This window comes from Shimia aestuarii, from assembly GCF_900114635.1.
Classification (GTDB): Bacteria; Pseudomonadota; Alphaproteobacteria; order Rhodobacterales; family Rhodobacteraceae; genus Shimia; species Shimia aestuarii.
In genome coordinates this window covers 1,105,825-1,128,870 of sequence record NZ_FOTQ01000001.1, presented here as the reverse complement: position 1 = coordinate 1,128,870, position 23,046 = coordinate 1,105,825, and the positions used below count along the sequence as shown (strand labels likewise).

The window sequence follows — 23,046 nt, the reverse complement described above, 5'->3', positions numbered from 1 at the left end:
GCAAAAATGAACACCGGAGGGGGCGATGGGCGACGCTACCAGCAGCAGCGAGAGCCTGCTTTTTCTCACCGACGAGCAGCTGAGGCAAGGCATCGAGGCGATGTATTTCGCCTATCGCGGCTTTACCGCGGACCCGGATCGCATTCTGGCGACCATGGCCTATGGACGGGCGCATCACCGGGCGATCCACTTCATCAAGCGTGCGCCGGGGACGACTGTTACCAATCTTCTGGCCATTCTTGGTGTGACCAAGCAGTCGCTGAACCGGGTGTTGCGCACCCTGATTGAGGATGGACTGGTCGAGAGCCGCGTCGGCACCACAGACCGGCGCGAACGTAACCTTTACCTGACCGAGGCAGGCGAGGCGCTGGAAAACCGCCTGTCGGATGCGCAGCGCGCGCGCATGCGGTCGGCCTATCGTGATGCCGGTCCAGAGGCTGTGGCTGGTTTTCGTCGGGTGCTTGAGGCGATGATGGACGGCGAGTTGCAGCGCCAGTACCTGTCACTACGCGAAACCGGACAATAGGGGGCATCATGAACGACGTTGCGCCTCATCTTTTGATTGTCGATGACGACGAACGCATTCGCGGCCTGTTACGCAAGTTCCTCATGCGGCATGGGTTTCTTGTCACGGCGGCGCGCGATGCCGCCCACGCGCGGCGTATTCTGTCGGGTCTGGATTTCGACCTGATCGTTCTGGACGTGATGATGCCGGGTGAAGACGGCATGAGCCTGACCCGGGCCATTCGGGAAACGTCGATGACGCCGGTCCTACTCTTAACGGCAAAGGGAGAGACCGAAGACCGGATTGCCGGGCTTGAGGCGGGGGCGGATGATTATCTTGCCAAGCCGTTCGAACCCAAGGAATTGCTCCTGCGGATCAACGCGATCCTGCGGAGGATGCCGGAGCCGGACGAGGCCGACACGGTGCCTAAGGTGCTGCATCTTGGGTCGATCCGTTATGACATCGACCGGGGCGAGATGTGGCAGGGCGACGCGCCGGTGCGGCTTACCGCGACCGAGGCCCAGCTCATGCGGATCTTTTCAGCAAGCCCGGGCGAACCGATCACGCGCGCCAAGCTGGTCGAAGACCTTGGGCGCGACAAGGGGCAGGCGCAGGAGCGCGCCGTGGATGTGCAGATCACGCGATTGCGTCGCAAGATCGAAGAGGACCCCAAGCAGCCGCGATATCTGCAGACAGTGCGGGGCGCGGGCTATATGCTGGCGCCCGACTGACGCCGCGCCGCCCGTGATGGCCGTTGGAAGTTGAGTATTTTGGGCAAAATGAAAGAGGGACGATGACAACAGCCTTGTTCACCCATCCCGATTGCATGCAGCATATCACCCCATCGGGCCATCCCGAGCAGGTGGCGCGGCTGGAACACATCTATGGCGCTTTGTCGGCGCCGCAGTTTCAGGCGCTGGATCGTCGTGAGGCGACGCTGGCCAGCGATGAAGACCTGACCTTGTGCCATCCGCAGAGCCATATTGACGCCATCGCCGCAGCCGAGCCCGAAACCGGGGCAGTACCGTTGGATGGCGATACATGGATGTCTTCCGGTTCCATGCAGGCAGCGCGGCGCGCGGCGGGGGCTTGTATTGCGGCGGTGGACGCGGTTCTGGACGAAGAGGTGGGCAACGCCTTTGTCGCGTGTCGCCCGCCGGGACACCATGCCGAGCAAAGCACGCCGATGGGCTTCTGTCTTTTCGGTAATGCGGCGATTGCTGCAAAACACGCACTTGAGCGGCATGGGCTGTCGCGTGTAGCGGTGGTGGATTTCGACGTGCATCACGGCAACGGGACGCAGGCGCTTTTGTGGGACGAGCCGCGCAGCTATTTCATCTCTTCGCATCAGAACCCGCTATGGCCCGGAACCGGCATGGCCGAGGACACGGGTGTGAGCGGCAACATCCACAACCTGCCCCTGCCACCGCATAGTGACGGCCGCCTGATGCGCGCCACCTACGAAGCAGAGGCATTTCCGGCACTGGAGCGGTTCAAGCCGGAACTCCTGATCATCTCGGCTGGCTTTGATGCCCATGCCGCCGATCCGCTGGCGCAGTTGAACTGGACCACCGACGATTTCGCATGGATCACCGGGCGGTTGTGTGACCTGGCCGATACCCATTGCGGCGGACGGATCGTCTCGACTCTGGAAGGCGGATATGATCTGAACGCGCTGGCGGCTTCGGTCGCGGCCCACGTGAGTGTCTTGATGGAGAGAGCGGGATGAGTGACACGCCAGTCAGTGAGTTGAGCTTTGAAGCGGCCATGGCCGAGCTGGAAAAGGTTGTTAGCCAACTGGAACGCGGTGACGTGGCGCTTGAGGATTCCATCAAGCTTTATGAGCGCGGCGCGGAATTGAAGAAGCGGTGCGAAGCCAAGCTCAAGGAAGCCGAGGAAAAGGTCGCGGCGATCACGCTGGACGGCGACGGCAACCCGGCTGGGCTCAAGCCCGTTGATGGTCTCTGACGCGCGAACCGACAGGGGCTGATACGTGTTCCAATCCCACCTGAGAGACGCCGCCCAGCGGGTTGAGGCGCATTTGCAAACCGTCATGGCTTCGATGGACGATCTGCCGGTTGTCGAGGCCATGCGCTATGCCAGCGCGGGCGGCAAACGGTTGCGGGCCTTTCTCGTGCTGGAAAGCGCGCGCCTTCACGGAATCGACCCGGATCAAGCGATTTGGCCCGCGACCGCGATCGAAGCCATTCACGCCTATAGCCTTGTGCATGATGACCTGCCCTGCATGGACGATGACGCGTTGCGCCGCGGCCTGCCCACGGTGCATGTCAAATGGGACGAATGCACGGCCGTCTTGGCGGGCGATGCGCTGCATACGTTGGGGTTTGAATGTGTCAGCCGTCCGGAATGCCACCCTGATCCGGCCGTGCGTGCGGCCCTGACCGTGACGCTGGCGCGTGCTGCGGGGGCGCAGGGCATGGTGCTGGGTCAGGCGCTCGACATCGCGGCGGAAACGGCCCCCGAGCCCCTGTCCCTTGAGGAAATCACCCGGTTGCAGGCGGGCAAGACCGGCGCGCTGATCGCGTGGTCGGCCTGTGTCGGCGCGGTGATGGCCAGGGCAGATACCGCTCCGCTGCAGCGCTATGCCGAAGATCTCGGGCTGGCGTTCCAGATTGCGGATGACATTCTGGACGTCGAGGGCGACGCCGCCAAGGTGGGCAAGGCCGTGGGCAAGGATGCCGAGGCCGGGAAAGCCACTTTCGTATCCCTCATGGGGCTGGAAGGCGCGCGGGATCGTGCCGAAGCGCTGGTTGAAGACGCCTGCGAGGCGCTTTCGCCGTATGGAAACAAGGCCGATGCCTTGCGGGAAGCCGCCCGTTTCGTTATCTCGCGAGACAGCTAACAAAAAGGCGAGGCCATGTCAGCCAGACCCGATACCCCCCTGCTCGACCGGGTGCAGAGCCCGGCAGACCTGAAACAGTTCTCGGATGCCGAGTTGACTCAGGTGGCAAAGGAATTGCGTTCGGAAACCATTTCCGCCGTTTCCGAAACCGGCGGACACCTTGGCGCCGGGCTTGGCGTGGTTGAGCTGACCGTGGCGCTGCATGCGGTGTTCGACACGCCACGTGACAAGCTGATCTGGGATGTGGGACACCAGTGTTACCCACACAAGATCCTGACCGGACGGCGAGATCGCATCCGCACACTGCGTCAGGAAGGCGGGCTGAGTGGTTTCACCAAGCGCTCCGAGAGCGTCTATGATCCGTTTGGTGCGGCGCATTCCTCGACCTCGATTTCCGCGGCGCTTGGCTTTGCCGTGGCGCGTGATCTGGGCGGGCAATGCGAAGGCGGTCTGGGCGATGCGATTGCCGTGATCGGGGATGGGTCGATCTCGGCGGGGATGGCATATGAGGCGATGAACAACGCCGGGCATCTCGACAAGCGCCTGTTCGTGATTCTGAACGACAACGACATGTCGATTGCACCGCCGGTGGGGGCGATGTCGTCCTACCTTTCGCGGCTTTACGCAGGCGAACCGTTCCAGGAATTCAAGGCGGCTGCCAAGGGCGCTGTCTCGCTGTTGCCCGAACCGTTCCGCGAAGGCGCCAAGCGCGCCAAGGAAATGATCAAGGGCATGGCGGTTGGCGGCACGCTTTTCGAGGAGCTTGGGTTCTCTTACGTGGGGCCCATAGACGGGCATGACATGGATCAGCTCTTGCCTTTGCTGCGCACCTTGCGCCAGCGGGCGACCGGGCCTGTGATGCTCCATATCATCACCAAGAAGGGCAAGGGCTATGCCCCGGCCGAGGCGGCGCGGGACCGGGGGCACGCGACCGCCCGTTTTGATGTTGTGACAGGCAAGCAGTTCAAGGCGCCCTCGAATGCGCCGTCCTATACCGCGACCTTCGGCAAGGCGCTGGTGGACGAGGCTGCGCGGGATGATCGGATTTGCGCCGTGACCGCCGCAATGCCGGATGGTACCGGTTTGAACCTTATGGCGGAGCGTTATCCTAGCCGCTGTTTTGACGTCGCGATTGCCGAGCAGCATGGCGTGACCTTTGCCGCCGCGCTGGCGGCGGGTGGAATGAAGCCATTCTGCGCGATGTATTCGACATTCCTGCAGCGTGGCTATGATCAGGTTGTGCATGACGTTGCGATCCAGCGCCTGCCGGTGCGCTTTGCGATTGACCGCGCCGGGTTGGTTGGCGCGGATGGGGCGACCCATGCCGGATCGTTCGACATTGCCTATATGGCTAACCTGCCCGGCATGGTGGTCATGGCCGCCGCCGATGAGGCGGAACTGGTCCATATGGTCGCCACCGCTGCTGCGCATGACGAGGGGCCGATTGCCTTCCGCTACCCGCGTGGAGAGGGTGTGGGCGTTGACCTGCCCGAGCGCGGAGAGGTGCTTGAGATCGGTAAGGGCCGGATGATCCAGCAAGGCAAGCGCGTGGCGCTGTTGTCGCTGGGCACGCGTCTGGAAGAGGTGCGCAAAGCCGCCGAGGCGCTTTCGGCCAGGGGGATCACGCCCACGATTGCCGATGCGCGATTTGCCAAGCCGCTGGATGAAGCGATGATCCTTGACCTTGCCGCCAATCACGAAGCGCTGATCACCATCGAGGAAGGTGCGATCGGCGGCTTTGGCAGCCATGTCGCGCAGCTTCTGGCAGAAAACGGCGTGTTTGATGATGGGCTGAAATACCGCTCGATGGTGCTGCCCGATACGTTCATTGATCAGGCCAGCCCGAAGGCAATGTATGACGTCGCGGCGATGAATGCCGAGCAGATCGAGGCCAAGGTGCTGGATGTGCTGGGGATTGCGACGCTGGGCACCCGCCGCGCCTGAGATTTTTCGGCAGGCGCTCCCGCCCCTTTGACACGCAGACAAGCTGCGCCCCAAAGCGTTGGGTCGGGCGGCGCTGCCCCGTGCCGGGGCAGCGCCGTTTCGCTTAGCTCTTGAGCGCGAGGCTGGGGGAGATCACGTCGAGTCCCAGCGCCTTGCCCACGGCATAATAGGTCAGTTGACCGGCATGCACGTTCAGGCCGTTGAGCAGGTGCGGATCGTCTTCGCAGGCCTGACGCCAGCCCTTGTTGGCAAGGTTCAGCATGAACGGCAGGGTCGCGTTGCCAAGCGCCTGGGTCGAAGTGCGGGCCACGGCGCCGGGCATGTTGGCGACGCAGTAATGCATGATGCCGTCGACTTCGTAGATCGGGTCGGCATGGGTGGTCGCCTTGGAGGTTTCAAAGCAGCCGCCCTGGTCGATGGCCACGTCCACGAGGGCCGCGCCGGGCTTCATTTCGCTGAGCTGTGCACGGCTAACCAGTTTCGGAGCCGCAGCACCGGGGATCAGAACCGCGCCGATTACCATGTCGGCTTCACGCACCAGATCGGCAGTCGCACCGGCGGTGGAGTACTGGTTCTTGAAGGTGCCGCCAAAGACGTCGTCAAGATAGCGCAGACGCGGCAGCGAACGGTCGAGAACGGTCACATCCGCGCCCATGCCCGCGGCGATCTTGGCCGCGTGGGTGCCAACGACACCGCCGCCGATCACGACCACTTTGGCCGGGGCCACGCCGGGAACACCGCCCATCAGAACGCCACGGCCACCATTGGCCTTTTGCAAGGTCCATGCGCCAACCTGCGGCGCGAGACGGCCTGCAACTTCAGACATCGGGGCGAGCAGTGGCAGGCCGCCACGATCGTCGGTCACGGTTTCATAGGCAATCGCGGTACAGCCGGATTCGAGCAGGTCTTTGGTTTGCTCGGGATCGGGTGCCAGGTGCAGGTAGGTGAACAGAAGCTGGCCTTCGCGCAGCATATTGCGTTCGACGGCCTGCGGTTCCTTGACCTTGACGATCATGTCGGCGGTGGCAAAGATTTCCTCTGCCGTGTCGATGATCGCGGCACCCGCCGAAACATAGTCTTCGTCGGTGAAACCTGCGCCCATACCGGCGCCTTTCTGGATCAGGACGTCGTGGCCGTTGTTGACCGCTTCGCGGGCGGCGTCCGGGGTCATACCGACGCGGAATTCCTGGGGTTTGATTTCGGTGGGGCAACCGATCTTCATTTTGCGAGTCTCCCTGAGAGCAATTATTTTACTCTCTCCAATGTGGCGGCTCCGAGGCAGAATTTGCTTGTTTTTTGTGCAGTTTGAAAACTCGCTATTCGAAGAATATTCGAGTACTCTGAGAAAAATCGCAAGGAATGATCGTAAAATGTCATTGGATCAGACAGATCAACGGATTCTGAGGGTGCTTCAGAAACAGGGGCGCATCTCGAATGCAGAGCTTTCGGAAAAGGTGAACCTGTCGCCTTCGGCCTGTCATCGGCGGGTGCATCGGCTGGAAGCAGAAGGGTATGTGCGCGACTATGTTGCCTTGCTTGATCCGCGGCGGATGAACCTACCCACGACTGTGTTTGTGGAAATCACCCTGTCAGGGCAGGCCGACGAAGTGCTGGAAGCCTTTGAAAAGGCCGTAGCGCGGGTGCCGCATGTGCTCGAATGTCACCTGATGGCGGGCACGGCGGATTACATTCTCAAGGTGGTGGCCGAGGACACCGAGGATTTTGCGCGCATTCACCGGCAACACCTTGCGCGCTTGCCGGGCGTGGCACAGATGCAGTCGTCCTTTGCGCTGCGGACCGTGTTCAAGACCACGGCCTTGCCGGTCTGATTTCACATCGGTTGTCACAAAACCAATTGCTGTCTCGTCTTGGATTAAACAACCAAGGAGATTGCACATGACACGAACGATCCTTTACGGGCTGGGCGCCTATTTCATCTGCAATGGCGCGATAATGTGGACGGCGCCATTGCCTTGGTACAACAGCGTCCCCGGCGTTGCAGCGACCGGCGGGTTCAACGCGCATTTCATCCGCGATGTCGCGATTGCCTTTGCGGTCTCCGGCGCGGGGCTCGTGGTGGCGGCACGCACCGACAACCGGCCGTTGGCCCTGTTCGCTGCTGGCTTTCCAGTGCTGCATGCGGCATTCCACCTTTGGATTTGGGGTCTGCACCGTGGCGCAGCGCTTGATTTGGTGGCCTTCGTGAACCTTGTCGGGATCCAACTTCCTGCGTGGCTTGCCCTGATCGCAGCGGGTCGGCTTGGCAACACGGAGGCGAGGGCATGATACGGGCTCTCTTGCACCGGGGCGCGCGCGTTTTTGGCCGCCGCTATGACTATAACGTGGACTATATGCATCACGTGATCGACACCTCGGCGGCGGCAGGCTTGGCGCTGTCTCTTTTGCCGCTCGTGTCCCAATACAAGGGGCCAAAGGCCGCGCGCGGTGTCTGGGCCGGGGCGCTTCTGGCTTCGACATTGGACGGTGATTGCGGACCTTGCGCACAGTTGGTTGTCGATTTCGCGTTGGAAAACAGAGTGGATGAAAACGCGCTTCTGGCTGCGGTCGAGGGGCGGTTGGACGAGGCTGGCGACGTCGGGCTTGGCGTCCAATTTGCCCGATCCGCGATTTCGCGCTCCTATGAACCCAACGAATTTGCCGATACGATAAGGGCACGTTTTGGAGAACAGGCGTTGGTCGCGGCGAGCTTTGCAGCCGCGTCCGGGCGGTTTTACCCGGTCTTCAAACGCGGACTGGGAAGTGGACATGCTTGCCAGCAGATCGAGGTGCTGGGCCGGGTCGGGAAAGTGGCGGTGTAAGCGATGAAGGACCTTGTGGACCTGTTCGAGGCGGAGCGACCGGCGCTTTTGTCGATTTCCTATCGCATGCTGGGCGAACGCAGCGCCGCCGAAGACGTGGTGCAGGAGGTCTGGCTGCGGTTCGCAGCCGGGCGTGCGATTGAAAATCCGCGTGCCTGGTTGCGCCGCGTGGCAACCAACGTGGCGATCGATACCTTGCGTTCTGCCCAGAAACGCCGCGAGACCTATGTTGGCCCGTGGCTGCCGGAGCCGCTGATTTCGGCCCATGAACCGTCGACAGAAACCGGGTTTGAACTGGCGCAGGAATGTGAGTTGGCGCTGCTCTGGGCGATGGAACGTCTTGCCCCGGTGGAACGCGCGGCCTTTGTTCTGCGCGAGGCGTTTGATGCGGATTACGCCGAGATTGCCGCCATTCTTGAACGTTCTGAGGCCAGTTGCCGCCAGATGGTGAGCCGCGCGCATAAGCGCCTGCAATCCGAGGGGCCACGTTTCGATGTGTCGCGAGAAGAGGCGGCAGAGGCGTTGGAGCGGTTTTTTTTGGCCGCCACTCAGGATCACGCGGCGGCACTGGAAATGCTGGCGAGTGACGCGATGGCCATTTCGGACGGGGGCGGCAAGGCTTCGGCTGCGCTGCGTGTATTGCATGGACCGCAGGACATCATGACGGTCCTGACCGCAGTGATGAGCCGTGAGAAGGACATCCCGGGCATGCGGTTCGCGATGGTGCGCGCCAACAATGCCCCGGCCATTGCCCGGTACCACGATGATGTGCTCGATGCGGTGACCACGCTTGTTCCCAATGCGCAAGGTGAGGTTCAATGGCTCTATATCATGCGCAACCCGGACAAGCTGGGCAGGGCGCTTTCGACCGATTGACAATCCCGTCCTCGGGTCGTCTCCTTCGATCAATCGAAAGGGGACGTGATGGACTGGGATCATATTGTCGTCGGCGCCGGAAGCGCCGGTTGCGTGGTGGCCAACCGGTTGAGCAAGGCGGGGCGCAAGGTGTTGCTGCTCGAAGCCGGGGGGCGGGACAATTACCACTGGATCCACATCCCGATGGGGTATCTCTATTGCATCGGCAATCCGCGCACAGATTGGATGTACAGGACCGAAGCTGACAAAGGGTTAAACGGACGGTCGTTGATCTATCCGAGGGGCAAGGTGCTGGGCGGCTGTTCCTCGATCAACGGGATGCTTTACCTGCGTGGACAGGCGGCGGATTACGATGGCTGGCGGCAGATGGGCAATCCCGGCTGGGGCTGGGAGGACGTGTTGCCACTGTTCAAACGGGTCGAGGATTACATGGACGGCCCGTCGGAGATGCATGGTGCGGGCGGGGAATGGCATGTCGACAATCAGCGCCTGCATTGGGATGTGCTGGACGATTGGATGGCAGCCGCCGAGGCGGCGGGCATTCCGCGCACGGATGATTTCAACACAGGTAACAACGAGGGCGTGGGCTATTTCAAGGTCAACCAGAACCGGGGCTGGCGGCTGAATACGGCCAAGGCGTTTTTGCGCCCTTTGAAGGATGTGAAACTCAAGATCGAAACCCATGCCCAGACCGAGCGGCTTTTGATCGAAGGGGGCCGGGTTGCGGGTGTGTCATATCGTCAGAATGGTGAGTTGAAAGAGGCGCGGTGCGGCGGGGATGTGGTGCTTTGTGCCGGGGCGATCAACTCGCCGCAGATCCTGCAGCTTTCGGGGATCGGGCCGGGGGCCCTGTTGAAGGAGCACGGCATCGATGTGGTGCACGAGGTGGCGCAGGTTGGGGAGAACCTGCAGGACCATTTGCAATTGCGCTGTGCCTGGAAGCTGGATGGGGCCAAGACGTTGAACACCATGGCAAATTCGCTGGTGGGCAAGGCCAAGATCGGGCTGGAATATCTGTTGAAACGCACCGGGCCGATGTCGATGGCGCCAAGCCAGCTGGGGGCCTTTACCAAGTCGCGCCCCGATCTTGCGACGCCCGATCTGGAGTATCACGTGCAGCCCCTGACGTTGGAGGCGTTTGGCCAGCCTTTGCATGATTTTCCGGCGATGACGGCGAGCGTGTGCAACCTGCGCCCCGAAAGCCGCGGGCATGTGCGGATCACGTCGCCCAATCCGGGTGATGCCCCGGCGATTACGCCGAACTACCTGTCGACCGAAGGGGATCGGGCCGTGGCGGTGGCGGCGATCCGGCAGGCAAGGGCAATCATGGCGCAGGCACCGATGGCGAAATATGCGCCCGAGGAGATGAAACCGGGGATCACGGCGCAGGATGAGGCGGAACTGGCCAAGGCGGCAGGTGACATTGGCACGACGATCTTTCATCCGGTGAGCACGGTGCGGATGGGGGCGGATGAGGCCGCACCGCTGGACCCGCAGTTGCGGATGAAGGGGATTGGCGGGCTGCGGGTGGCGGATGCGTCGATCATGCCGACCATCACCAGCGGCAATACCAACTCGCCCACGATCATGATCGGAGAGAAGGCGGCGGAGATGATCCTCGCCGGAGCCTAGCGCCGTTGGTTAACAAACTCTGGCGCGTGCGCTCGGGGCTTGTGGCCGGAAGGCGCGCGAATCGGTGTGAGTTGCCTTGGGTTAATGGGCAAAACCCCGGTCTGTATCGCGTCGGTGTCATGTCGGTATTACGTCGGTATTTGTCCGCAGGATGCGAAACGTTCATGGAACGTGCGGTATGTTGACGAAAAAATGCCCCGGATGTGATCCGGGGCTGCTCTCTTGATAGATTGTCGAAAAGCGGATCAGCTTTCCTCGTCCTTGGGGCCGATCTTGTCCCATGTCTGGGTGTCGAAATCACCCGCGTCGTGGCGTTCGCGCAGCTGGCTCGCCGGATCGCCAAAGGCACGGTTCACCATGCGGCCACGCTGAACCGCGGGGCGGGCGTCGATCTCTTTGGCCCAGCGCAGCACGTTCTTGTAGCTCTCCACGTCAAGGAACTCGGCAGCGTCATAGAGCCGGCCCAGCACAAGCTGCCCGTACCATGCCCAGATTGCCATGTCGGCAATTGTGTAGGTGTCGCCTGAAATGAAGGCGTTGTCGGCAAGCTGGCGATCCAGCACGTCAAGCTGACGTTTGGTCTCCATGGCAAAGCGGTCGATCGGGTATTGCCACTTTTCGGGGGCGTAGGCATAGAAATGGCCAAAGCCGCCGCCAAGATAGGGCGCGCTGCCCATCTGCCAGAACAGCCAGCTCAGCATTTCCGAGCGATTTTCCTGTGGCCCAAGGAAGGCGTCGAACTTTTCCGCCAGATGCATGAGGATGGCCGCCGATTCAAACACGCGGACAGGCTTGTCGCCGCTATGGTCCATCAGGGCCGGGATTTTCGAGTTGGGGTTCACGTCCACAAAGCCCGAGCCGAACTGTTCGCCTTCGCCGATGTTGATCAGCCACGCGTCATAGTCGGCATCCTTGTGTCCAGCGGCCAGCAATTCCTCGAACATCACAGTGACTTTGACGCCGTTGGGTGTGGCCAGCGAGTAAAGCTGGAACGGGTGTTTGCCGACGGGCAATTCCTTGTCATGGGTGGGGCCGGCGATGGGACGGTTGATGCTGGCAAAGCGGCCGCCGCTTTCCTGATCCCAGGTCCAGACTTTCGGGGGGGTATAGGTATCGGTCATGTATCTCGCGCCCTGTTTGTCATGTCATTCGGGCCAACTTAAGCTTTGTTGCGCGAATGTGCAGGGGGGCACATAAAATCAGGGCAAATTTCCGGCTCCGGGCCTGCGCAAGGCAGCCATGCGTTTTGCAGTGCTATACAAACACGAACAAATGCCCTACACGCGCGTCTTCATTGCTCTGAAATGACGCGAAGGGTGAACAACGGCGAAAGGCCGGGTTCGAAGGGTGCGTTGAAAAGGGGCATACCCTTTGAAAAGAGACCCAGCCGTGAAACAAGCTCTTCGTGACGCGCTCGATGCGCGTGGATATGACAAACTGACCCCCGTTCAAGAAGCAGTTCTGAACCCCGATTATGAGGGCAAGGACCTTCTGGTGTCGGCCCAGACCGGATCGGGCAAGACCGTGGGCTTTGGCCTGAGCATCGCGCCGACCCTGTTGGGCGACGACGAGGCATTTGGAGAGGCGGGCGCACCGCTTGCGTTGGTCATCGCGCCGACGCGTGAACTTGCGTTGCAGGTGAAGCGCGAGCTTCAGTGGCTTTATGCGGCAGCGGGCGCGCGGATGGCGTCTTGCGTGGGTGGCATGGACATGCGGGATGAACGCCGCGCATTGGAGCGTGGAGCGCACATCGTTGTGGCCACGCCGGGGCGTTTGCGCGATCACATCACGCGCGGGTCGATCGACCTTGGCCAGTTGCGCGCGGTGGTGCTGGACGAGGCGGATGAAATGCTTGACCTCGGGTTCCGCGAGGATCTTGAGTTCATCCTGAGCGAAGCGCCCGAAGACCGTCAGACCCTTCTGTTTTCCGCCACGGTGCCGAACACGATCACCCATCTTGCCAAGAGCTATCAGCGCGACGCCATTCGCGTCGTCACGAAATCCGAAGAGGGCCAGCACGCGGATATCGAATACCGCGCCATGCTGGTGGCCGAACGCGATGCCGACAACGCGGTGATCAACACTTTGCGCTTTTACGAGGCGCCCAACGCTATCGTCTTTGCCAACACCCGCGCGATGGTGAACCGCCTGACAACGCGGCTTTCGAACCGGGGCTTTCAGGTTGTGGCCCTGTCGGGGGAACTGTCGCAGGCCGAGCGCACCCATGCGCTTCAGGCGATGCGGGATGGCCGCGCACAGGTCTGCGTGGCGACCGACGTGGCCGCGCGCGGGATCGATCTGCCCAACCTTGATCTGGTGGTCCATGCCGAACTGCCGTCGAACCACGAGACCCTGCTGCACCGTTCGGGCCGCACGGGGCGTGCGGGCCGCAAGGGTGTGAGTGCGCTGATCGTGACCAACAAGTCGCGCAAGAAAGCCGAGCGCGTTCTGCGCTGGGCCAAATTGAACGCGGAATGGACCGGCGCGCCCTCGGCGGAACAGGTTCTGGCACGGGACGAAGAGCGCATGCTGGCCGATCCTGTCTGGCAGGAGCCGGCGCAGGACAGCGATGTTCCCACCATCGAAAAGCTGGTGGCGCAGTTTTCACCCGAGCAGATTGCGACCGCTTATGTCAGTCTCTATCGTGCCGCCCACACCGCGCCCGAAGAGCTGAGCAGCATGGATGCCAAGCCGATGCCGCGCAAGGAGTTCGGGCCGTCGGTCTGGTTCTCGCTGACGGGCGGGCGCGCGGCGAATGCCGAACCGCGCCGTATCCTGCCGATGCTATGCAAGGCGGGGGATCTCTCCAAGGACGACATCGGCGCCATCCGCATTCAGCAAACCGAGTCCTTTTTCCAGATACGGGAAGGCAGCGTGGATCGCTTCCTCAAGGCGCTTGGGTCGGACATGACGGTCGAAGGCAACGCGGTTGTTTCGAAACTGGCCGAGGCCCCGACGTTTGATCATGCGCCGCGCCCCGGTGGCAAGGCTCCGGGCAAGCCGCATCATCGCGGAAAACGCCCGGAAAAGCCGTCTTTCGACAAGCCCGCCCCCAAGGCGCCTGCCCCGAAGAAACCTTCTTCCGCGCCGATTGACTGGAACGACGATCCGGTCCCGCGCCAGAAGAAGCCGAAATCCTCGGACAAGACGCAAGGCAAAAAGCCGCGTCACGGCGACGAGACCAAGCGCAAGAATGATGGCGGCTACGGTCCCGCCAAACGGCGCAAACCCAGCGACAAGCCCAAGGGCCCGCCCCCGCCCAAGGGCAAACCCAACAGCAAGAAGAACAAGGCGCGTGCCGCGGCCGCCAAGGCCGCCCGCAAAGGCGGGAGCAAACGCTAGGCGGCGCTCTCCACCTGTGCGCTGGGCCGGAGCGTCAGGAGGCGCGTGGTGTGGCTGTGGCCGCGCAGGGTTTCCTCGCCGATCTCTGACAAGGCCAGCGGCTTTGGCACGGTCATGAGCCCGGCGGTCTGATCATCGATCAGAACCGCCGTGCCATAGACCTTGCAAGCCTCCTGCAGGCGCTTGGCGCGGTTGATCGTGTCGCCGATATAGATCACTTGCGGCTTTTCCCAGCCGCATTCGCCCACCGCGACATGCCCGCCTGAAATCCCGATACGCAGATTTGGCGCCACCCCGTAGCGCTCCTGGTAATGCGCGCCCCGTGTTTGCGCGATGTCCAGGATCTCGGCAACACAGGCCAGCACCCGCCCATTGCGCTCTGCGCTGTCGCGCGGCCAGCTGATGACCACCTCGTCCCCGACATAGGCATGAATCTCGCCGCCATGGCGGTGAATGCTCGGGTCGATATCCAGAAAGAACCGTGCAATCAGCGCAAGGGCGCTTTCATCGCCCAGCTGTTCGGCCATGCCAGTGGACCCGACCATGTCGGCCAGCACGAAAATGCGCTGTTCATGGGTAGGCCGCTTGTAACGGCCCAGCACAAAATTGCGTAGCGTGCGCCCGCCGATCAGGCGGCGCGCGGTCAGCAGAACCTGGATCAGCATTGCCACGCCCATCACGATCAGAAAGTCGCGGGGCAACCCGTGTTTCAACCAGTTGGCATATACGTCGGGGTCGCGAATCAACACGAGGTGCGATCCGGACAGGGCCGTGAACAGGATCACCGTGGTAACCACGATCCGCATGGCCAGAGACGGCGCAAAAGACAGGCGGCGCAACCATCGGCCCACGATCCCGGTGCTCACCCAGAGTTCCAGAGCAACGGCGACGGATGCCACGGCAACGCCCCGGATACCGCCCCGGACCAAGGCCAACGCGCCATAACCGTGATCCTGTAACTGGTCGATGAACACACCATAAAGCGCGCCCATCACGCCCCCGAGGACAATCACGATCAGAATGGTGCTGGTAATGCGGCTCATGGGTGTGCCTCCCGTTGCGACAATGATACGTCGCATGACGTATTTCCCGTCGTGCGGGCGCCTTTTCTCAATCAGTTTTGCGGGCAGCTTTCAACCACCAAGTCTCCAGCGCTCCGATCCCCTTGATCTCCACCAAGCCACGGGGCGTGAAGGCGTAGTCGCCCATCAGGGCGTCGCGCGCCGCGGCAGTCACCTGAATGCGACCCGGTTCGCCGTGGCTCTCCATGCGGCTGGCAGTGTTCACCGTGTCGCCCCAGACGTCGTAGAACAGTTTCTGATGTCCGATCACCCCGGCCACGACCGGCCCGGCATGGATGCCGATTCGGACTTCGACCGTGTCGCCGATCTCGTCTGAGAAGTCTTGCATGGCGGTGAGCATGTCAAAGGCCATCTCTGCCACGCGCTGCACGGGCTGGTCGACGGGCTGGGGCAATCCGGCGGCGACCATGTAGGCGTCGCCGATGGTCTTGATTTTTTCCAGCCCGTGTTTCTCGGCCAGCATGTCGAAGGTTGAGAAGATGCGGTTGAGAAACTTGACCAACTCTTCTGGCGTCATCCGGGCAGAGCGGGGCGTGAAGCCGACAATATCGGCAAACAGGATCGCGGTGTGATCAAGGTTATCCGCGATGGTCTTGCCGGGGGCTTCCTTGAGCCGGGTGGCAATTTCGGTGGGCAGGAGATTGTAGAGCAGCGCCTCGGAGCGGGCGTGTTCCGCTTCGAGGGCGTCTTCGGCGCGTTCGGCGCGTAGAAAGCCGACATATCCGGGGATTATGACCAGCCAGAGAGCGGATGTAGTCGACACCAACATTAGACCTGTCTGTAGCACGGGATCGTTGGCCGCAGGTAGAGCAGGGTCGCCTATCAAAACAACGGCCAAGGAAACCGTGAGGGTTGAGACAAGCAAAGACGCGAGCAAAAGGTGCCAGCGCAGAGGGCCGAAAATGACCAGAACTGCGGCGGGGGCGACAAACATCAACAAGTGAATGCCGGACCCTATCCCCATCAGGTATGTGAGCAACAGAAAGCTGATGCAGCTAAGAATGGCGCCGACAAAGAAGCCGAAAATCTCGTGTTTCCGATAGATGAATGGCAGGCTGCCAAAGATGATGGCGTTGGAAGTTGCCCCTATTGCGCCGGGCCAGAGGCTTGAGTCGAAGAGAAAATAAACCGCTGCATATGTCAGGGAGGTGATAACAGCGAAAATCGAAATGATGTTAAGGGCAAAAAGCCTGCGTCGTTGGCGCGTATTCTTACCTCCCAACCCATAGCTCAGATACCACGCCAACCAGCGTGGCAGTCGGGACAGGATATCGGGCGGGTCCATCGCCAAATTGGGCGTCTCCATTGGTGAATGCGGCCAGCTTAGCGTCTTTTTCCCTCCCCACAAAAGACAAACCCCCGAGGCGGGGCCACGGGGGTCGTCCATTCCATGTGTCCAAAGCTGGAACAAAGGCGCTTAGAGCAAACCTTCGCGCTGGGCTTTCTTGCGTGCCAGTTTACGGGCACGGCGGATCGCTTCAGCTTTCTCGCGCGCTTTTTTCTCGGACGGCTTCTCGAAATGTTGCTTGAGCTTCATCTCGCGGAAGACACCCTCACGCTGCAGCTTCTTCTTCAGGGCACGAAGCGCCTGATCGACGTTGTTGTCGCGAACACTAACCTGCATGTGGTTTTCACCACCTTTCTAAGTTTGAGTTGCAAGGAATTGCAGGAGCCCGCGCTATAGCAAAGCCTGCCAACTATGTCTAGTATGTCGCTCGCAAAGGAGCCCGTCATGACCCACGCCCCCGATGATGACCTGAAATCCCGCCTGCTGGAGGCCGCCGAGATGCATGTGCCGTTCGATGGCTGGTCCCGGGAAACCTTCGATGCGGCCGTGATGGATACCGGCATCGACCCGGTTGTGGCCAAGGCGCTTTTCCCGCGCGGGGCGGTGGATCTGGCGGTGGCCTTTCACAAGAAGGGTGACGCACAGATGGTGGCGAAACTGGCTGCTGAAGACCTGTCGGACATGAAGATTCGCGAAAAAATTACCCATGCGGTACGAACCCGGCTCGAGATCTGTCACGACAAGGAAGTCGTCCGGCGCGGGACGGCGCTGTTTTCGCTGCCGCAATACGCACCCACCGGGGCCGAGCTGATCTGGGGCAGCTGCGACGCGATCTGGACCGCAATCGGGGACACGTCCGAAGATGTGAACTGGTACACCAAGCGCGCCACGCTTTCCGGTGTCTACAGTGCCACCGTGCTCTATTGGCTGGGTGATGACAGCGAAGGCCACGAGGCGACATGGGCCTTTCTCGACCGGCGCATCGAAAACGTGATGCAGTTCGAGAAATTCAAGGCAAAGGTGCGCAAGGGACCGCTGGGCAAGCTCATGGCCGCGCCGCTGGAGGCGCTCGGCCGGATTCGCGCACCGGGCACAAACCACGACATGCCTGGCCAATGGCGCGACCCCGCCTCCTGAGCCTGTTCTTTCTTTTTCCCAAAATACCCCGGGGGTGAATTGCGCCGATGGCGCAAGAGGGGGCAGCGCCCCCTTCCCCTTCAAAGCAAAACCGCTTGCCACAAGTCCCGCCCACGCCTAAATAACGCCTTACCTCGGGGTGCCTCCGCGCGATGCGGCGGCTGAGATGCATGATGCGAACCCGTTGAACCTGAACCGGTTAAGACCGGCGGAGGGAAGGTACGGACAATGGCTCCGACTTGCTCCGCCCGTCGCAATAAGGAGGATGCAATGAAGTATCTGAGCATTGCCGCGGGACTGTTTGCTGCCACATCTGCTGTGGCCGACACTCCAGTTCTCACCATCTACACCTATGACAGCTTCGTTTCCGACTGGGGCCCCGGCCCGGCGGTGGAAAAAGCCTTCGAGGAAACCTGTGGCTGCGACCTCAAATTCGTTGGTGCGGGTGACGGCGCCGCGCTTCTGGCACGCGTGAAGCTGGAAGGTGCGCGCACCGAGGCTGACATCGTGCTGGGTCTCGACACCAACCTGACCGCTGCTGCACGTGAAACCGGCCTGTTTGCCGATCACAGCGTCACGGCAGAGTACGCCTTCCCGATGGGCTGGAACGATGCGCAGTTCGTGCCCTTTGACTGGGGCGTCTTTGCCTTCGTCAAGAACGCTGATCTCGATGCGCCGACCAACTTCCGTGATCTCGGCGCGTCGGATCTCAAGATCGTCATTCAGGATCCGCGCTCTTCGACGCCGGGTCTGGGCCTCCTGATGTGGGTGAAAACCGCCTATGGCGACGAGGCTCCGGCGATCTGGGAAGGGCTGGCGGACAATATCGTCACCGTGACCAAGGGCTGGTCGGAATCCTATGGCATGTTCATCGAAGGCGAAGCCGACATGGTGCTGTCTTACACCACCTCGCCCGCCTATCATCTGATTGCCGAGGAAGACGCCTCCAAGGATGCGGTGAAGTTCGACGAAGGCCATTACATGCAGATCGAAGTGGCCGGCAAGCTGGCCAATACCGATCAGCCGGAACTGGCGGATCAGTTTCTGGCCTTCATGGTGTCGGACGCGTTCCAGTCGATCATTCCGACCACGAACTGGATGTACCCGGCCGTAACCCCGGCCGAGGGGCTGCCCAAAGGGTTTGAAACGCTTGTTGTCCCGGACAAGGGTCTGCTCGTGGCCTCTGACAAGGTGCAGGACATCCGCGAAGAAGCGCTGGCAGAATGGCTGAGCGCGCTGACGCAGTAACGTGCTGGCCCGGCAGGATCGCGGCGGCTTTGGTCGCCGTGCTCGTGCTGGGCACGCTGCTGGCCGTGGCCTTGCGGGCCGAGGCCGGGCGCGGGCTTGGCCCCGCCGAATGGTCTGCGATCCGCTTCACGCTGTTGCAGGCCACGCTCTCCGCCCTGATCAGCGCCGGGCTTGCCATTCCCGTGGCCCGCGCGCTGGCGCGGCGGCGGTTTTTCGGGCGGCGCCTGTTGATCACGCTCCTGGGCGCGCCCTTCATCCTGCCGGTGATCGTTGCGGTCATGGGGCTGATCGCGGTTTTTGGCCGCTCGGGACTGGTGAACGTCGTCCTGCGCTGGCTGGGCTGGCCCGAAGTCAGCGTCTATGGCCTGCATGGCGTGGTGCTGGCGCATGTGTTCTTCAACCTGCCGCTGGCCACGCGGCTGATCCTGCAGGGCTGGCAGGATATCCCTGCCGAACGCTTCCGGTTGGCCGCGCAACTGGGCTTTGGACCGCGTGATGTGTTTCGCACGCTGGAACGACCCATGCTGGCCCGCGTGCTTCCCGGCGCGGCGGCGGTGATCTTTGCAATCTGCCTGTCGAGCTTTGCCGTGGCGCTGACTCTTGGCGGTGGCCCCAAGGCGACCACCGTGGAACTCGCCATCTATCAGGCCTTCCGGTTTGATTTCGATCTGGGGCGGGCCGCGCTTTTGGCCTGTGTTCAGATCGTGCTGGTCGGCATGGCGGCGGTATTGGCGCTGCGCCTGTCGGGGCGCGACAGTTTCGGGGCGGGCATGGATCGCGCCTTGCGCCGTTGGGATGCGGAAACCCGTGCGCTTCGTATTGTCGATACGCTGTGGATCGCGCTGGCCGCATTGTTTCTTGTGTTACCGATCGCGCTTGTGTTGCTCGATGGATTGCCGGGGCTGGCCCAACTGCCGCTGTCGGTCTGGCGCGCGGCCGGGGTATCGCTGATCGTGGCGCTTGGCTCGACGGCGCTGATGCTGTGTCTTGCCCTACCGATCTGCCTCGCCGCCGCTTCTGGCCGGGGGCGGCTTGAAGCGGTGGGCTTGCTGGGAATTGCCGCCTCGCCTCTGGTCATTGGCACCGGGCTGTTCATCGTGATCTACCCGATTGCCGATCCGTTCCGTCTTGCCTTTCCGGTCACGGCGGTGGTGAACGCGGTAATGGCGCTGCCCTTTGCGTTGCGGATCATGGTGCCGCCCGTGCGCGACGTGGTGCAGGGGTATGGGCGGTTGAGCGCGACGCTGAACCTGCGCGGGGTGCCATGGGTGCGGATCGTGCTTTTGCCCCGTATCCGGGGCAGTCTTGGCTTTGCCTGTGGTCTGACGGCGGCGATGTCGATGGGGGACCTTGGCGTGATCGCGCTTTTTGCCGATCCCGAGACCGCCACTCTGCCGCTGCAGATGTATCGCCTGATGGGGGCCTACCGGATCGAAGCGGCGGCAGGCGCGGCGGTTTTGTTGCTTGCTCTGAGCTTTGGCCTGTTTTGGCTGTTTGACAAGGGAGGGCGCGGCCATGCTGACGCTTGAGGGGATTTCCATCGTTCAGGGTGACTTCCGCCTGTCCGCCGATTTTTCGGTAGAAGACAGCACCCGCGTGGCCGTGATCGGACCATCCGGGGCAGGCAAGTCGACGCTGTTGTCGCTGATCGCCGGTTTTTTGGAGCCGGTCGCTGGACGAGTGCTTTGGAACGATGAGGACATCACGGCAACGGCCCCGGGCGCGCGCCCGGCGGCGATGCTGTTTCAGGACAACAACCTGTTTCCGCACCTCTCAGCGGCGCAGAATGTCGGGCTTGGCCTGCGCCCCGATCTGCGGCTGAGCGGTGAAGACACCCGGCGGGTGGAAGAGGCGCTCGCCCGTGTTGGGCTGGCGGGGTATGGCGCACGCAAACCCTCTGCTTTGTCAGGAGGTCAACAAAGCCGGGTCGCATTGGCACGCGTGCTGGTGCAGGACCGCCCGTTGGTGTTGCTGGATGAGCCGTTCTCGGCGCTTGGCCCGGCACTCAAGGCAGAAATGCTCGACCTTTTGGCCGAGCTTCTCGACGAGACGGGCGCCACACTCCTCATGGTCAGCCATGACCCCGAGGATGCGCGGCGCGTGGCGCAACGGACCATTCTTGTGGCCGACGGCGCGGCGCTTGCTCCGCAAGACACCGCACCACTGCTTGATAATCCGCCCCCCGCGCTCAAGGCGTATCTAGGCTGAGCTTGCCTCGGCAAAGGAGATGCCGCGCTCGACACAGTCGCGGATCAGCGGACTGACTGTCCATGCCACGGGGTCATTTGCAGACAGGGCTTCGATGCCTTGCAGAACCGTTTTTGGCCCCAACACATCCGCGTAATGCATCAGCCCGCCGCGCCAGCGCGGGAAGCCATAGCCAAACAGCGTCACCAGATCGACATCGCGCGCCGATTGGGCAACGCCCTCGTGGATGATGTCGGCTGCTTCGTTGATCATCGCCAGAACCAGCGTGCGGCTGATTTCTTCTGCGCCGATCTCGCGCCGTTTCACGCCCGCCACTGCCGACTCTGCCGCGATGATCTCGGCCACCTTGGGATCGACCGTCTGACCATCGGAATAGTCATACCAACCGCTGCCGGTCTTGCGCCCCAGCCGCCCGGCCTCGACCATCTTGTCGCCAATCGCCACATAGCGCCGGTTGGGATCGCGGGTCGCGTCCTGGCGGCGGCGGTTGGCAAAGGCGATGTCCAGACCCGACAGGTCCTGAGCCTCGTAAGGGCCCATGGCATAGCCGAACCCGCGCATCGCGGCGTCCACGTCCTGAGGCAGCGCGCCATCCAGCAGCAGCGAATCCGCCGCCTCGCGATAGCGGGCGAGAATGCGGTTGCCGATAAACCCGTCACAGACTCCGGCCAGCACCGGCACTTTGCGCAACCGCTTGGCGAGATCAAACCCCAGCGCCAGAGCAGCGTCGGACGTGGCCTTGCCATTCACGATCTCCAGCAGCTTCATGATATGCGCCGGGGCAAAGAAATGCAGGCCGACCATGCGCGTCGGGTCTTCAAGAACGGCGGCGATTTCGTCGACATCAAGATACGATGTGTTGGTCGCCAGCACCGCGTCGGGGGCCATCACCGCCTGCAGCTTGGTAAAGACGTCTTTCTTGACCTCCATACTTTCAAACGCCGCCTCGATGGCCAGTTGGGCATCCGCTGCCTGTCCGTAATCATCGCTGCAGACCAGCCGCGCGCGGCGGTCTTCGGCGTTGGCGTCGTTGATCAGCCCGCGCTTGAGGCTGGCGGCGATGATCTTTTTCACATTGGCCTGCGCGCGTTCCACCCCTTCGGCGCTGGTCTCCAGAACCGTGACCCGCAGCCCGGCGTTCAGGAGCGCATAGGCGATGCCCGCGCCCATCGTGCCGCCACCGACAACCGCGACATGCGTCAGTTCCGGTGTGGGAACGGCCTTGAGACGCTCAGGCGCCTTGGCGGCGCGTTCGGCAAAGAACGCGTGGCGCAGGGCGCGTGCCTGATCGCCCTGGCGCAGGTCGAGGAACGTGGCCCGTTCCTTGAGCATGGCGGTCTCGAACGGTTCCGAGCAACTCGCGGCGATCAGGTCAATCGCCCGCTGCGGTGCGATCTGCTGCGCGGTCTTTTTCGAGGCGTTGACACGCGCGGCATTCACTGCGTTCGCGTCCATCTCCGGCCCCGGAAGATCAGCCAGCGCGGGCAGGGTGGTGAGCAGCTCGGCATTTACCTCTTCTGCGGCAAAGTTCACGTCTTCGGCGACTTCGTGCACAAGGCCAATTTCAAGGGCGCGTGCCGCGTTCACCGGTTTGCCCGTCGAAATCATCTGCAACGCGGTGTCCAATCCCACAAGACGCGGCAGGCGCTGGGTGCCGCCCGCGCCGGGGATCACACCCAGCGTCACTTCGGGCAGACCGATCAGCGCGCCGGGGGCCGCGATCCGGTAATGGCAGCCCAGCACCAGCTCGCATCCCCCGCCAAGTGCCACGCCATCCACGGCGGCAATCCACGGCACGTCGCATTGCTCCATGCGGCGGATCACGTCGGGCAGGTGCGGCGGCATGGGTGCGGCATCGAATTCACGTGCATCCGCGCCGGCGGCGAATGCGCGGCCCTTGCCGCTCAGGATCACCCGGTCCAGATGCGCCTCTTCGGCGATCCAATCAAGGGCATCCATCAACCCCTGCCGAATGCTCAGACCAATGGCATTGACCGGGGGGTTGTCCAGCTCGACATAGGCAACCGGGCCTTCGCGGCGAAATGTTACAGACATGCGCGCTCCTGTGGATTTCTGTAATTTGTGCTTTTTAATGCACAAAA

At 62.2% G+C, this 23,046-nt stretch carries 22 protein-coding genes and 1 riboswitch; of the genes, 16 read left to right on the top strand and 6 right to left on the bottom strand.

Annotation, left to right across the window (positions count from 1 at the left end; translation table 11 throughout):
• The first annotated feature begins 25 nt into the window (after positions 1-25).
• The 6 genes from BMZ35_RS05680 (at position 26) to dxs (ending at position 5,312) form a co-directional block, all read left to right on the top strand.
• Positions 26-526 (top strand): MarR family winged helix-turn-helix transcriptional regulator, encoded by a 501-nt coding sequence (locus BMZ35_RS05680; protein ID WP_093091696.1) that lies wholly within the window; start codon positions 26-28, stop codon positions 524-526.
• Positions 527-534: 8 nt separating this feature from the next.
• Positions 535-1,236, top strand: a complete 702-nt coding sequence (locus tag BMZ35_RS05675) for a response regulator (protein ID WP_093091694.1) — start codon at positions 535-537, stop codon at positions 1,234-1,236.
• 62 nt (positions 1,237-1,298) lie between these two features.
• On the top strand, positions 1,299-2,234 hold the full coding sequence (locus tag BMZ35_RS05670; RefSeq protein WP_093091692.1) for a histone deacetylase family protein: 936 nt from the start codon (positions 1,299-1,301) through the stop codon (positions 2,232-2,234).
• Positions 2,231-2,473 (top strand): exodeoxyribonuclease VII small subunit, encoded by a 243-nt coding sequence (locus BMZ35_RS05665; protein ID WP_093091690.1) that lies wholly within the window; start codon positions 2,231-2,233, stop codon positions 2,471-2,473. The genes BMZ35_RS05670 and BMZ35_RS05665 overlap by 4 nt, the downstream gene beginning before the upstream one ends.
• Before the next feature lie 25 nt (positions 2,474-2,498).
• Positions 2,499-3,368 (top strand): polyprenyl synthetase family protein, encoded by an 870-nt coding sequence (locus BMZ35_RS05660; protein WP_341350620.1) that lies wholly within the window; start codon positions 2,499-2,501, stop codon positions 3,366-3,368.
• Between the two features lie 15 nt (positions 3,369-3,383).
• The gene (gene dxs / locus BMZ35_RS05655) at positions 3,384-5,312 is read left to right on the top strand and encodes a 1-deoxy-D-xylulose-5-phosphate synthase (RefSeq protein ID WP_093091686.1); all 1,929 of its coding nucleotides are present in this window, start codon (positions 3,384-3,386) and stop codon (positions 5,310-5,312) included.
• 103 nt (positions 5,313-5,415) lie between these two features.
• Here dxs and ald read toward each other — a convergent pair whose 3' ends face one another.
• Positions 5,416-6,534, bottom strand: coding sequence for an alanine dehydrogenase (ald, locus tag BMZ35_RS05650; RefSeq protein WP_093091684.1), 1,119 nt, complete (start codon positions 6,532-6,534; stop codon positions 5,416-5,418).
• A gap of 148 nt (positions 6,535-6,682) precedes the next feature.
• Between ald and BMZ35_RS05645 the strand changes: the two genes are divergently transcribed.
• The 5 genes from BMZ35_RS05645 to BMZ35_RS05625 all read left to right on the top strand — a co-directional run bounded on the left by BMZ35_RS05645 (position 6,683) and on the right by BMZ35_RS05625 (position 10,639).
• Positions 6,683-7,141: an Lrp/AsnC family transcriptional regulator gene (locus BMZ35_RS05645; protein WP_093091682.1), complete on the top strand. Its 459-nt coding sequence runs from the start codon at positions 6,683-6,685 to the stop codon at positions 7,139-7,141.
• 67 nt (positions 7,142-7,208) lie between these two features.
• On the top strand, positions 7,209-7,598 hold the full coding sequence (locus BMZ35_RS05640; RefSeq protein WP_093091680.1) for a hypothetical protein: 390 nt from the start codon (positions 7,209-7,211) through the stop codon (positions 7,596-7,598).
• On the top strand, positions 7,595-8,131 hold the full coding sequence (locus BMZ35_RS05635) for a hypothetical protein (RefSeq protein ID WP_093091678.1): 537 nt from the start codon (positions 7,595-7,597) through the stop codon (positions 8,129-8,131). Before BMZ35_RS05640 ends, BMZ35_RS05635 begins: the two co-directional genes overlap by 4 nt.
• A 3-nt stretch (positions 8,132-8,134) precedes the next feature.
• Positions 8,135-9,007, top strand: a complete 873-nt coding sequence (sigJ, locus tag BMZ35_RS05630) for an RNA polymerase sigma factor SigJ (RefSeq protein WP_093091676.1) — start codon at positions 8,135-8,137, stop codon at positions 9,005-9,007.
• 48 nt (positions 9,008-9,055) lie between these two features.
• Positions 9,056-10,639 carry a GMC family oxidoreductase gene (locus BMZ35_RS05625; RefSeq protein ID WP_093091674.1) on the top strand — a complete coding sequence of 528 codons (1,584 nt, stop codon included), beginning with the start codon at positions 9,056-9,058 and terminating at the stop codon, positions 10,637-10,639.
• 245 nt (positions 10,640-10,884) lie between these two features.
• Here the strand turns inward: BMZ35_RS05625 and yghU are convergent, their stop codons facing one another.
• Positions 10,885-11,760: a glutathione-dependent disulfide-bond oxidoreductase gene (gene yghU, locus BMZ35_RS05620; RefSeq protein ID WP_093091672.1), complete on the bottom strand. Its 876-nt coding sequence runs from the start codon at positions 11,758-11,760 to the stop codon at positions 10,885-10,887.
• Between the two features lie 268 nt (positions 11,761-12,028).
• Here yghU and BMZ35_RS05615 point away from each other — a divergent pair, with 268 nt between their 5' ends.
• Positions 12,029-13,981, top strand: coding sequence for a DEAD/DEAH box helicase (locus BMZ35_RS05615; protein ID WP_093091670.1), 1,953 nt, complete (start codon positions 12,029-12,031; stop codon positions 13,979-13,981).
• On the opposite strand, the gene BMZ35_RS05610 is transcribed toward BMZ35_RS05615, so the two are convergent.
• The 3 genes from BMZ35_RS05610 to rpsU all read right to left on the bottom strand — a co-directional run bounded on the left by BMZ35_RS05610 (position 13,978) and on the right by rpsU (position 16,687).
• On the bottom strand, positions 13,978-15,060 hold the full coding sequence (locus BMZ35_RS05610; protein WP_093091668.1) for an adenylate/guanylate cyclase domain-containing protein: 1,083 nt from the start codon (positions 15,058-15,060) through the stop codon (positions 13,978-13,980). The two genes, BMZ35_RS05615 and BMZ35_RS05610, sit on opposite strands and share 4 nt — an antisense overlap.
• A gap of 31 nt (positions 15,061-15,091) precedes the next feature.
• Positions 15,092-16,369 carry an adenylate/guanylate cyclase domain-containing protein gene (locus tag BMZ35_RS05605; RefSeq protein ID WP_165610008.1) on the bottom strand — a complete coding sequence of 426 codons (1,278 nt, stop codon included), beginning with the start codon at positions 16,367-16,369 and terminating at the stop codon, positions 15,092-15,094.
• 111 nt (positions 16,370-16,480) lie between these two features.
• Positions 16,481-16,687 (bottom strand): 30S ribosomal protein S21, encoded by a 207-nt coding sequence (gene rpsU, locus BMZ35_RS05600; RefSeq protein WP_005614280.1) that lies wholly within the window; start codon positions 16,685-16,687, stop codon positions 16,481-16,483.
• 108 nt (positions 16,688-16,795) lie between these two features.
• Here rpsU and BMZ35_RS05595 point away from each other — a divergent pair, with 108 nt between their 5' ends.
• From BMZ35_RS05595 to thiQ, 4 genes are all read left to right on the top strand, one after another.
• The gene (locus BMZ35_RS05595) at positions 16,796-17,488 is read left to right on the top strand and encodes a COQ9 family protein (protein ID WP_093092600.1); all 693 of its coding nucleotides are present in this window, start codon (positions 16,796-16,798) and stop codon (positions 17,486-17,488) included.
• Positions 17,489-17,613: 125 nt separating this feature from the next.
• Positions 17,614-17,722, top strand: a riboswitch (TPP riboswitch).
• 36 nt (positions 17,723-17,758) lie between these two features.
• Positions 17,759-18,736, top strand: a complete 978-nt coding sequence (gene thiB, locus BMZ35_RS05590) for a thiamine ABC transporter substrate binding subunit (protein WP_093091664.1) — start codon at positions 17,759-17,761, stop codon at positions 18,734-18,736.
• A complete protein-coding gene (locus BMZ35_RS05585; protein ID WP_093091662.1) occupies positions 18,712-20,265 on the top strand; it encodes a thiamine/thiamine pyrophosphate ABC transporter permease ThiP in 1,554 nt (517 codons plus the stop codon). Before thiB ends, BMZ35_RS05585 begins: the two co-directional genes overlap by 25 nt.
• Positions 20,252-20,944 (top strand): thiamine ABC transporter ATP-binding protein, encoded by a 693-nt coding sequence (gene thiQ / locus BMZ35_RS05580; RefSeq protein WP_093091660.1) that lies wholly within the window; start codon positions 20,252-20,254, stop codon positions 20,942-20,944. Before BMZ35_RS05585 ends, thiQ begins: the two co-directional genes overlap by 14 nt.
• Here thiQ and BMZ35_RS05575 read toward each other — a convergent pair.
• Complete coding sequence (locus BMZ35_RS05575) at positions 20,936-22,999, bottom strand: FAD-dependent oxidoreductase (protein WP_093091658.1); 2,064 nt, start codon at positions 22,997-22,999, stop codon at positions 20,936-20,938. The two genes, thiQ and BMZ35_RS05575, sit on opposite strands and share 9 nt — an antisense overlap.
• Positions 23,000-23,046 lie beyond the last annotated feature (47 nt).

Coding starts and splice junctions, on each gene's coding strand:
- BMZ35_RS05575 (WP_093091658.1), bottom strand. CDS start 22,999: ATGTCTGTAACATTTCGCCGCGAAGGCCCGGTTGCCTATGTCGAGCTG.
- BMZ35_RS05675 (WP_093091694.1), top strand. CDS start 535: ATGAACGACGTTGCGCCTCATCTTTTGATTGTCGATGACGACGAACGC.
- BMZ35_RS05680 (WP_093091696.1), top strand. CDS start 26: ATGGGCGACGCTACCAGCAGCAGCGAGAGCCTGCTTTTTCTCACCGAC.
- BMZ35_RS05665 (WP_093091690.1), top strand. CDS start 2,231: ATGAGTGACACGCCAGTCAGTGAGTTGAGCTTTGAAGCGGCCATGGCC.
- BMZ35_RS05605 (WP_165610008.1), bottom strand. CDS start 16,369: ATGGAGACGCCCAATTTGGCGATGGACCCGCCCGATATCCTGTCCCGA.
- BMZ35_RS05585 (WP_093091662.1), top strand. CDS start 18,712: ATGGCTGAGCGCGCTGACGCAGTAACGTGCTGGCCCGGCAGGATCGCG.
- thiQ (WP_093091660.1), top strand. CDS start 20,252: ATGCTGACGCTTGAGGGGATTTCCATCGTTCAGGGTGACTTCCGCCTG.
- ald (WP_093091684.1), bottom strand. CDS start 6,534: ATGAAGATCGGTTGCCCCACCGAAATCAAACCCCAGGAATTCCGCGTC.
- BMZ35_RS05635 (WP_093091678.1), top strand. CDS start 7,595: ATGATACGGGCTCTCTTGCACCGGGGCGCGCGCGTTTTTGGCCGCCGC.
- thiB (WP_093091664.1), top strand. CDS start 17,759: ATGAAGTATCTGAGCATTGCCGCGGGACTGTTTGCTGCCACATCTGCT.
- dxs (WP_093091686.1), top strand. CDS start 3,384: ATGTCAGCCAGACCCGATACCCCCCTGCTCGACCGGGTGCAGAGCCCG.
- BMZ35_RS05640 (WP_093091680.1), top strand. CDS start 7,209: ATGACACGAACGATCCTTTACGGGCTGGGCGCCTATTTCATCTGCAAT.
- BMZ35_RS05610 (WP_093091668.1), bottom strand. CDS start 15,060: ATGCGACGTATCATTGTCGCAACGGGAGGCACACCCATGAGCCGCATT.
- yghU (WP_093091672.1), bottom strand. CDS start 11,760: ATGACCGATACCTATACCCCCCCGAAAGTCTGGACCTGGGATCAGGAA.
- sigJ (WP_093091676.1), top strand. CDS start 8,135: ATGAAGGACCTTGTGGACCTGTTCGAGGCGGAGCGACCGGCGCTTTTG.
- BMZ35_RS05670 (WP_093091692.1), top strand. CDS start 1,299: ATGACAACAGCCTTGTTCACCCATCCCGATTGCATGCAGCATATCACC.
- BMZ35_RS05595 (WP_093092600.1), top strand. CDS start 16,796: ATGACCCACGCCCCCGATGATGACCTGAAATCCCGCCTGCTGGAGGCC.
- BMZ35_RS05645 (WP_093091682.1), top strand. CDS start 6,683: ATGTCATTGGATCAGACAGATCAACGGATTCTGAGGGTGCTTCAGAAA.
- BMZ35_RS05625 (WP_093091674.1), top strand. CDS start 9,056: ATGGACTGGGATCATATTGTCGTCGGCGCCGGAAGCGCCGGTTGCGTG.
- rpsU (WP_005614280.1), bottom strand. CDS start 16,687: ATGCAGGTTAGTGTTCGCGACAACAACGTCGATCAGGCGCTTCGTGCC.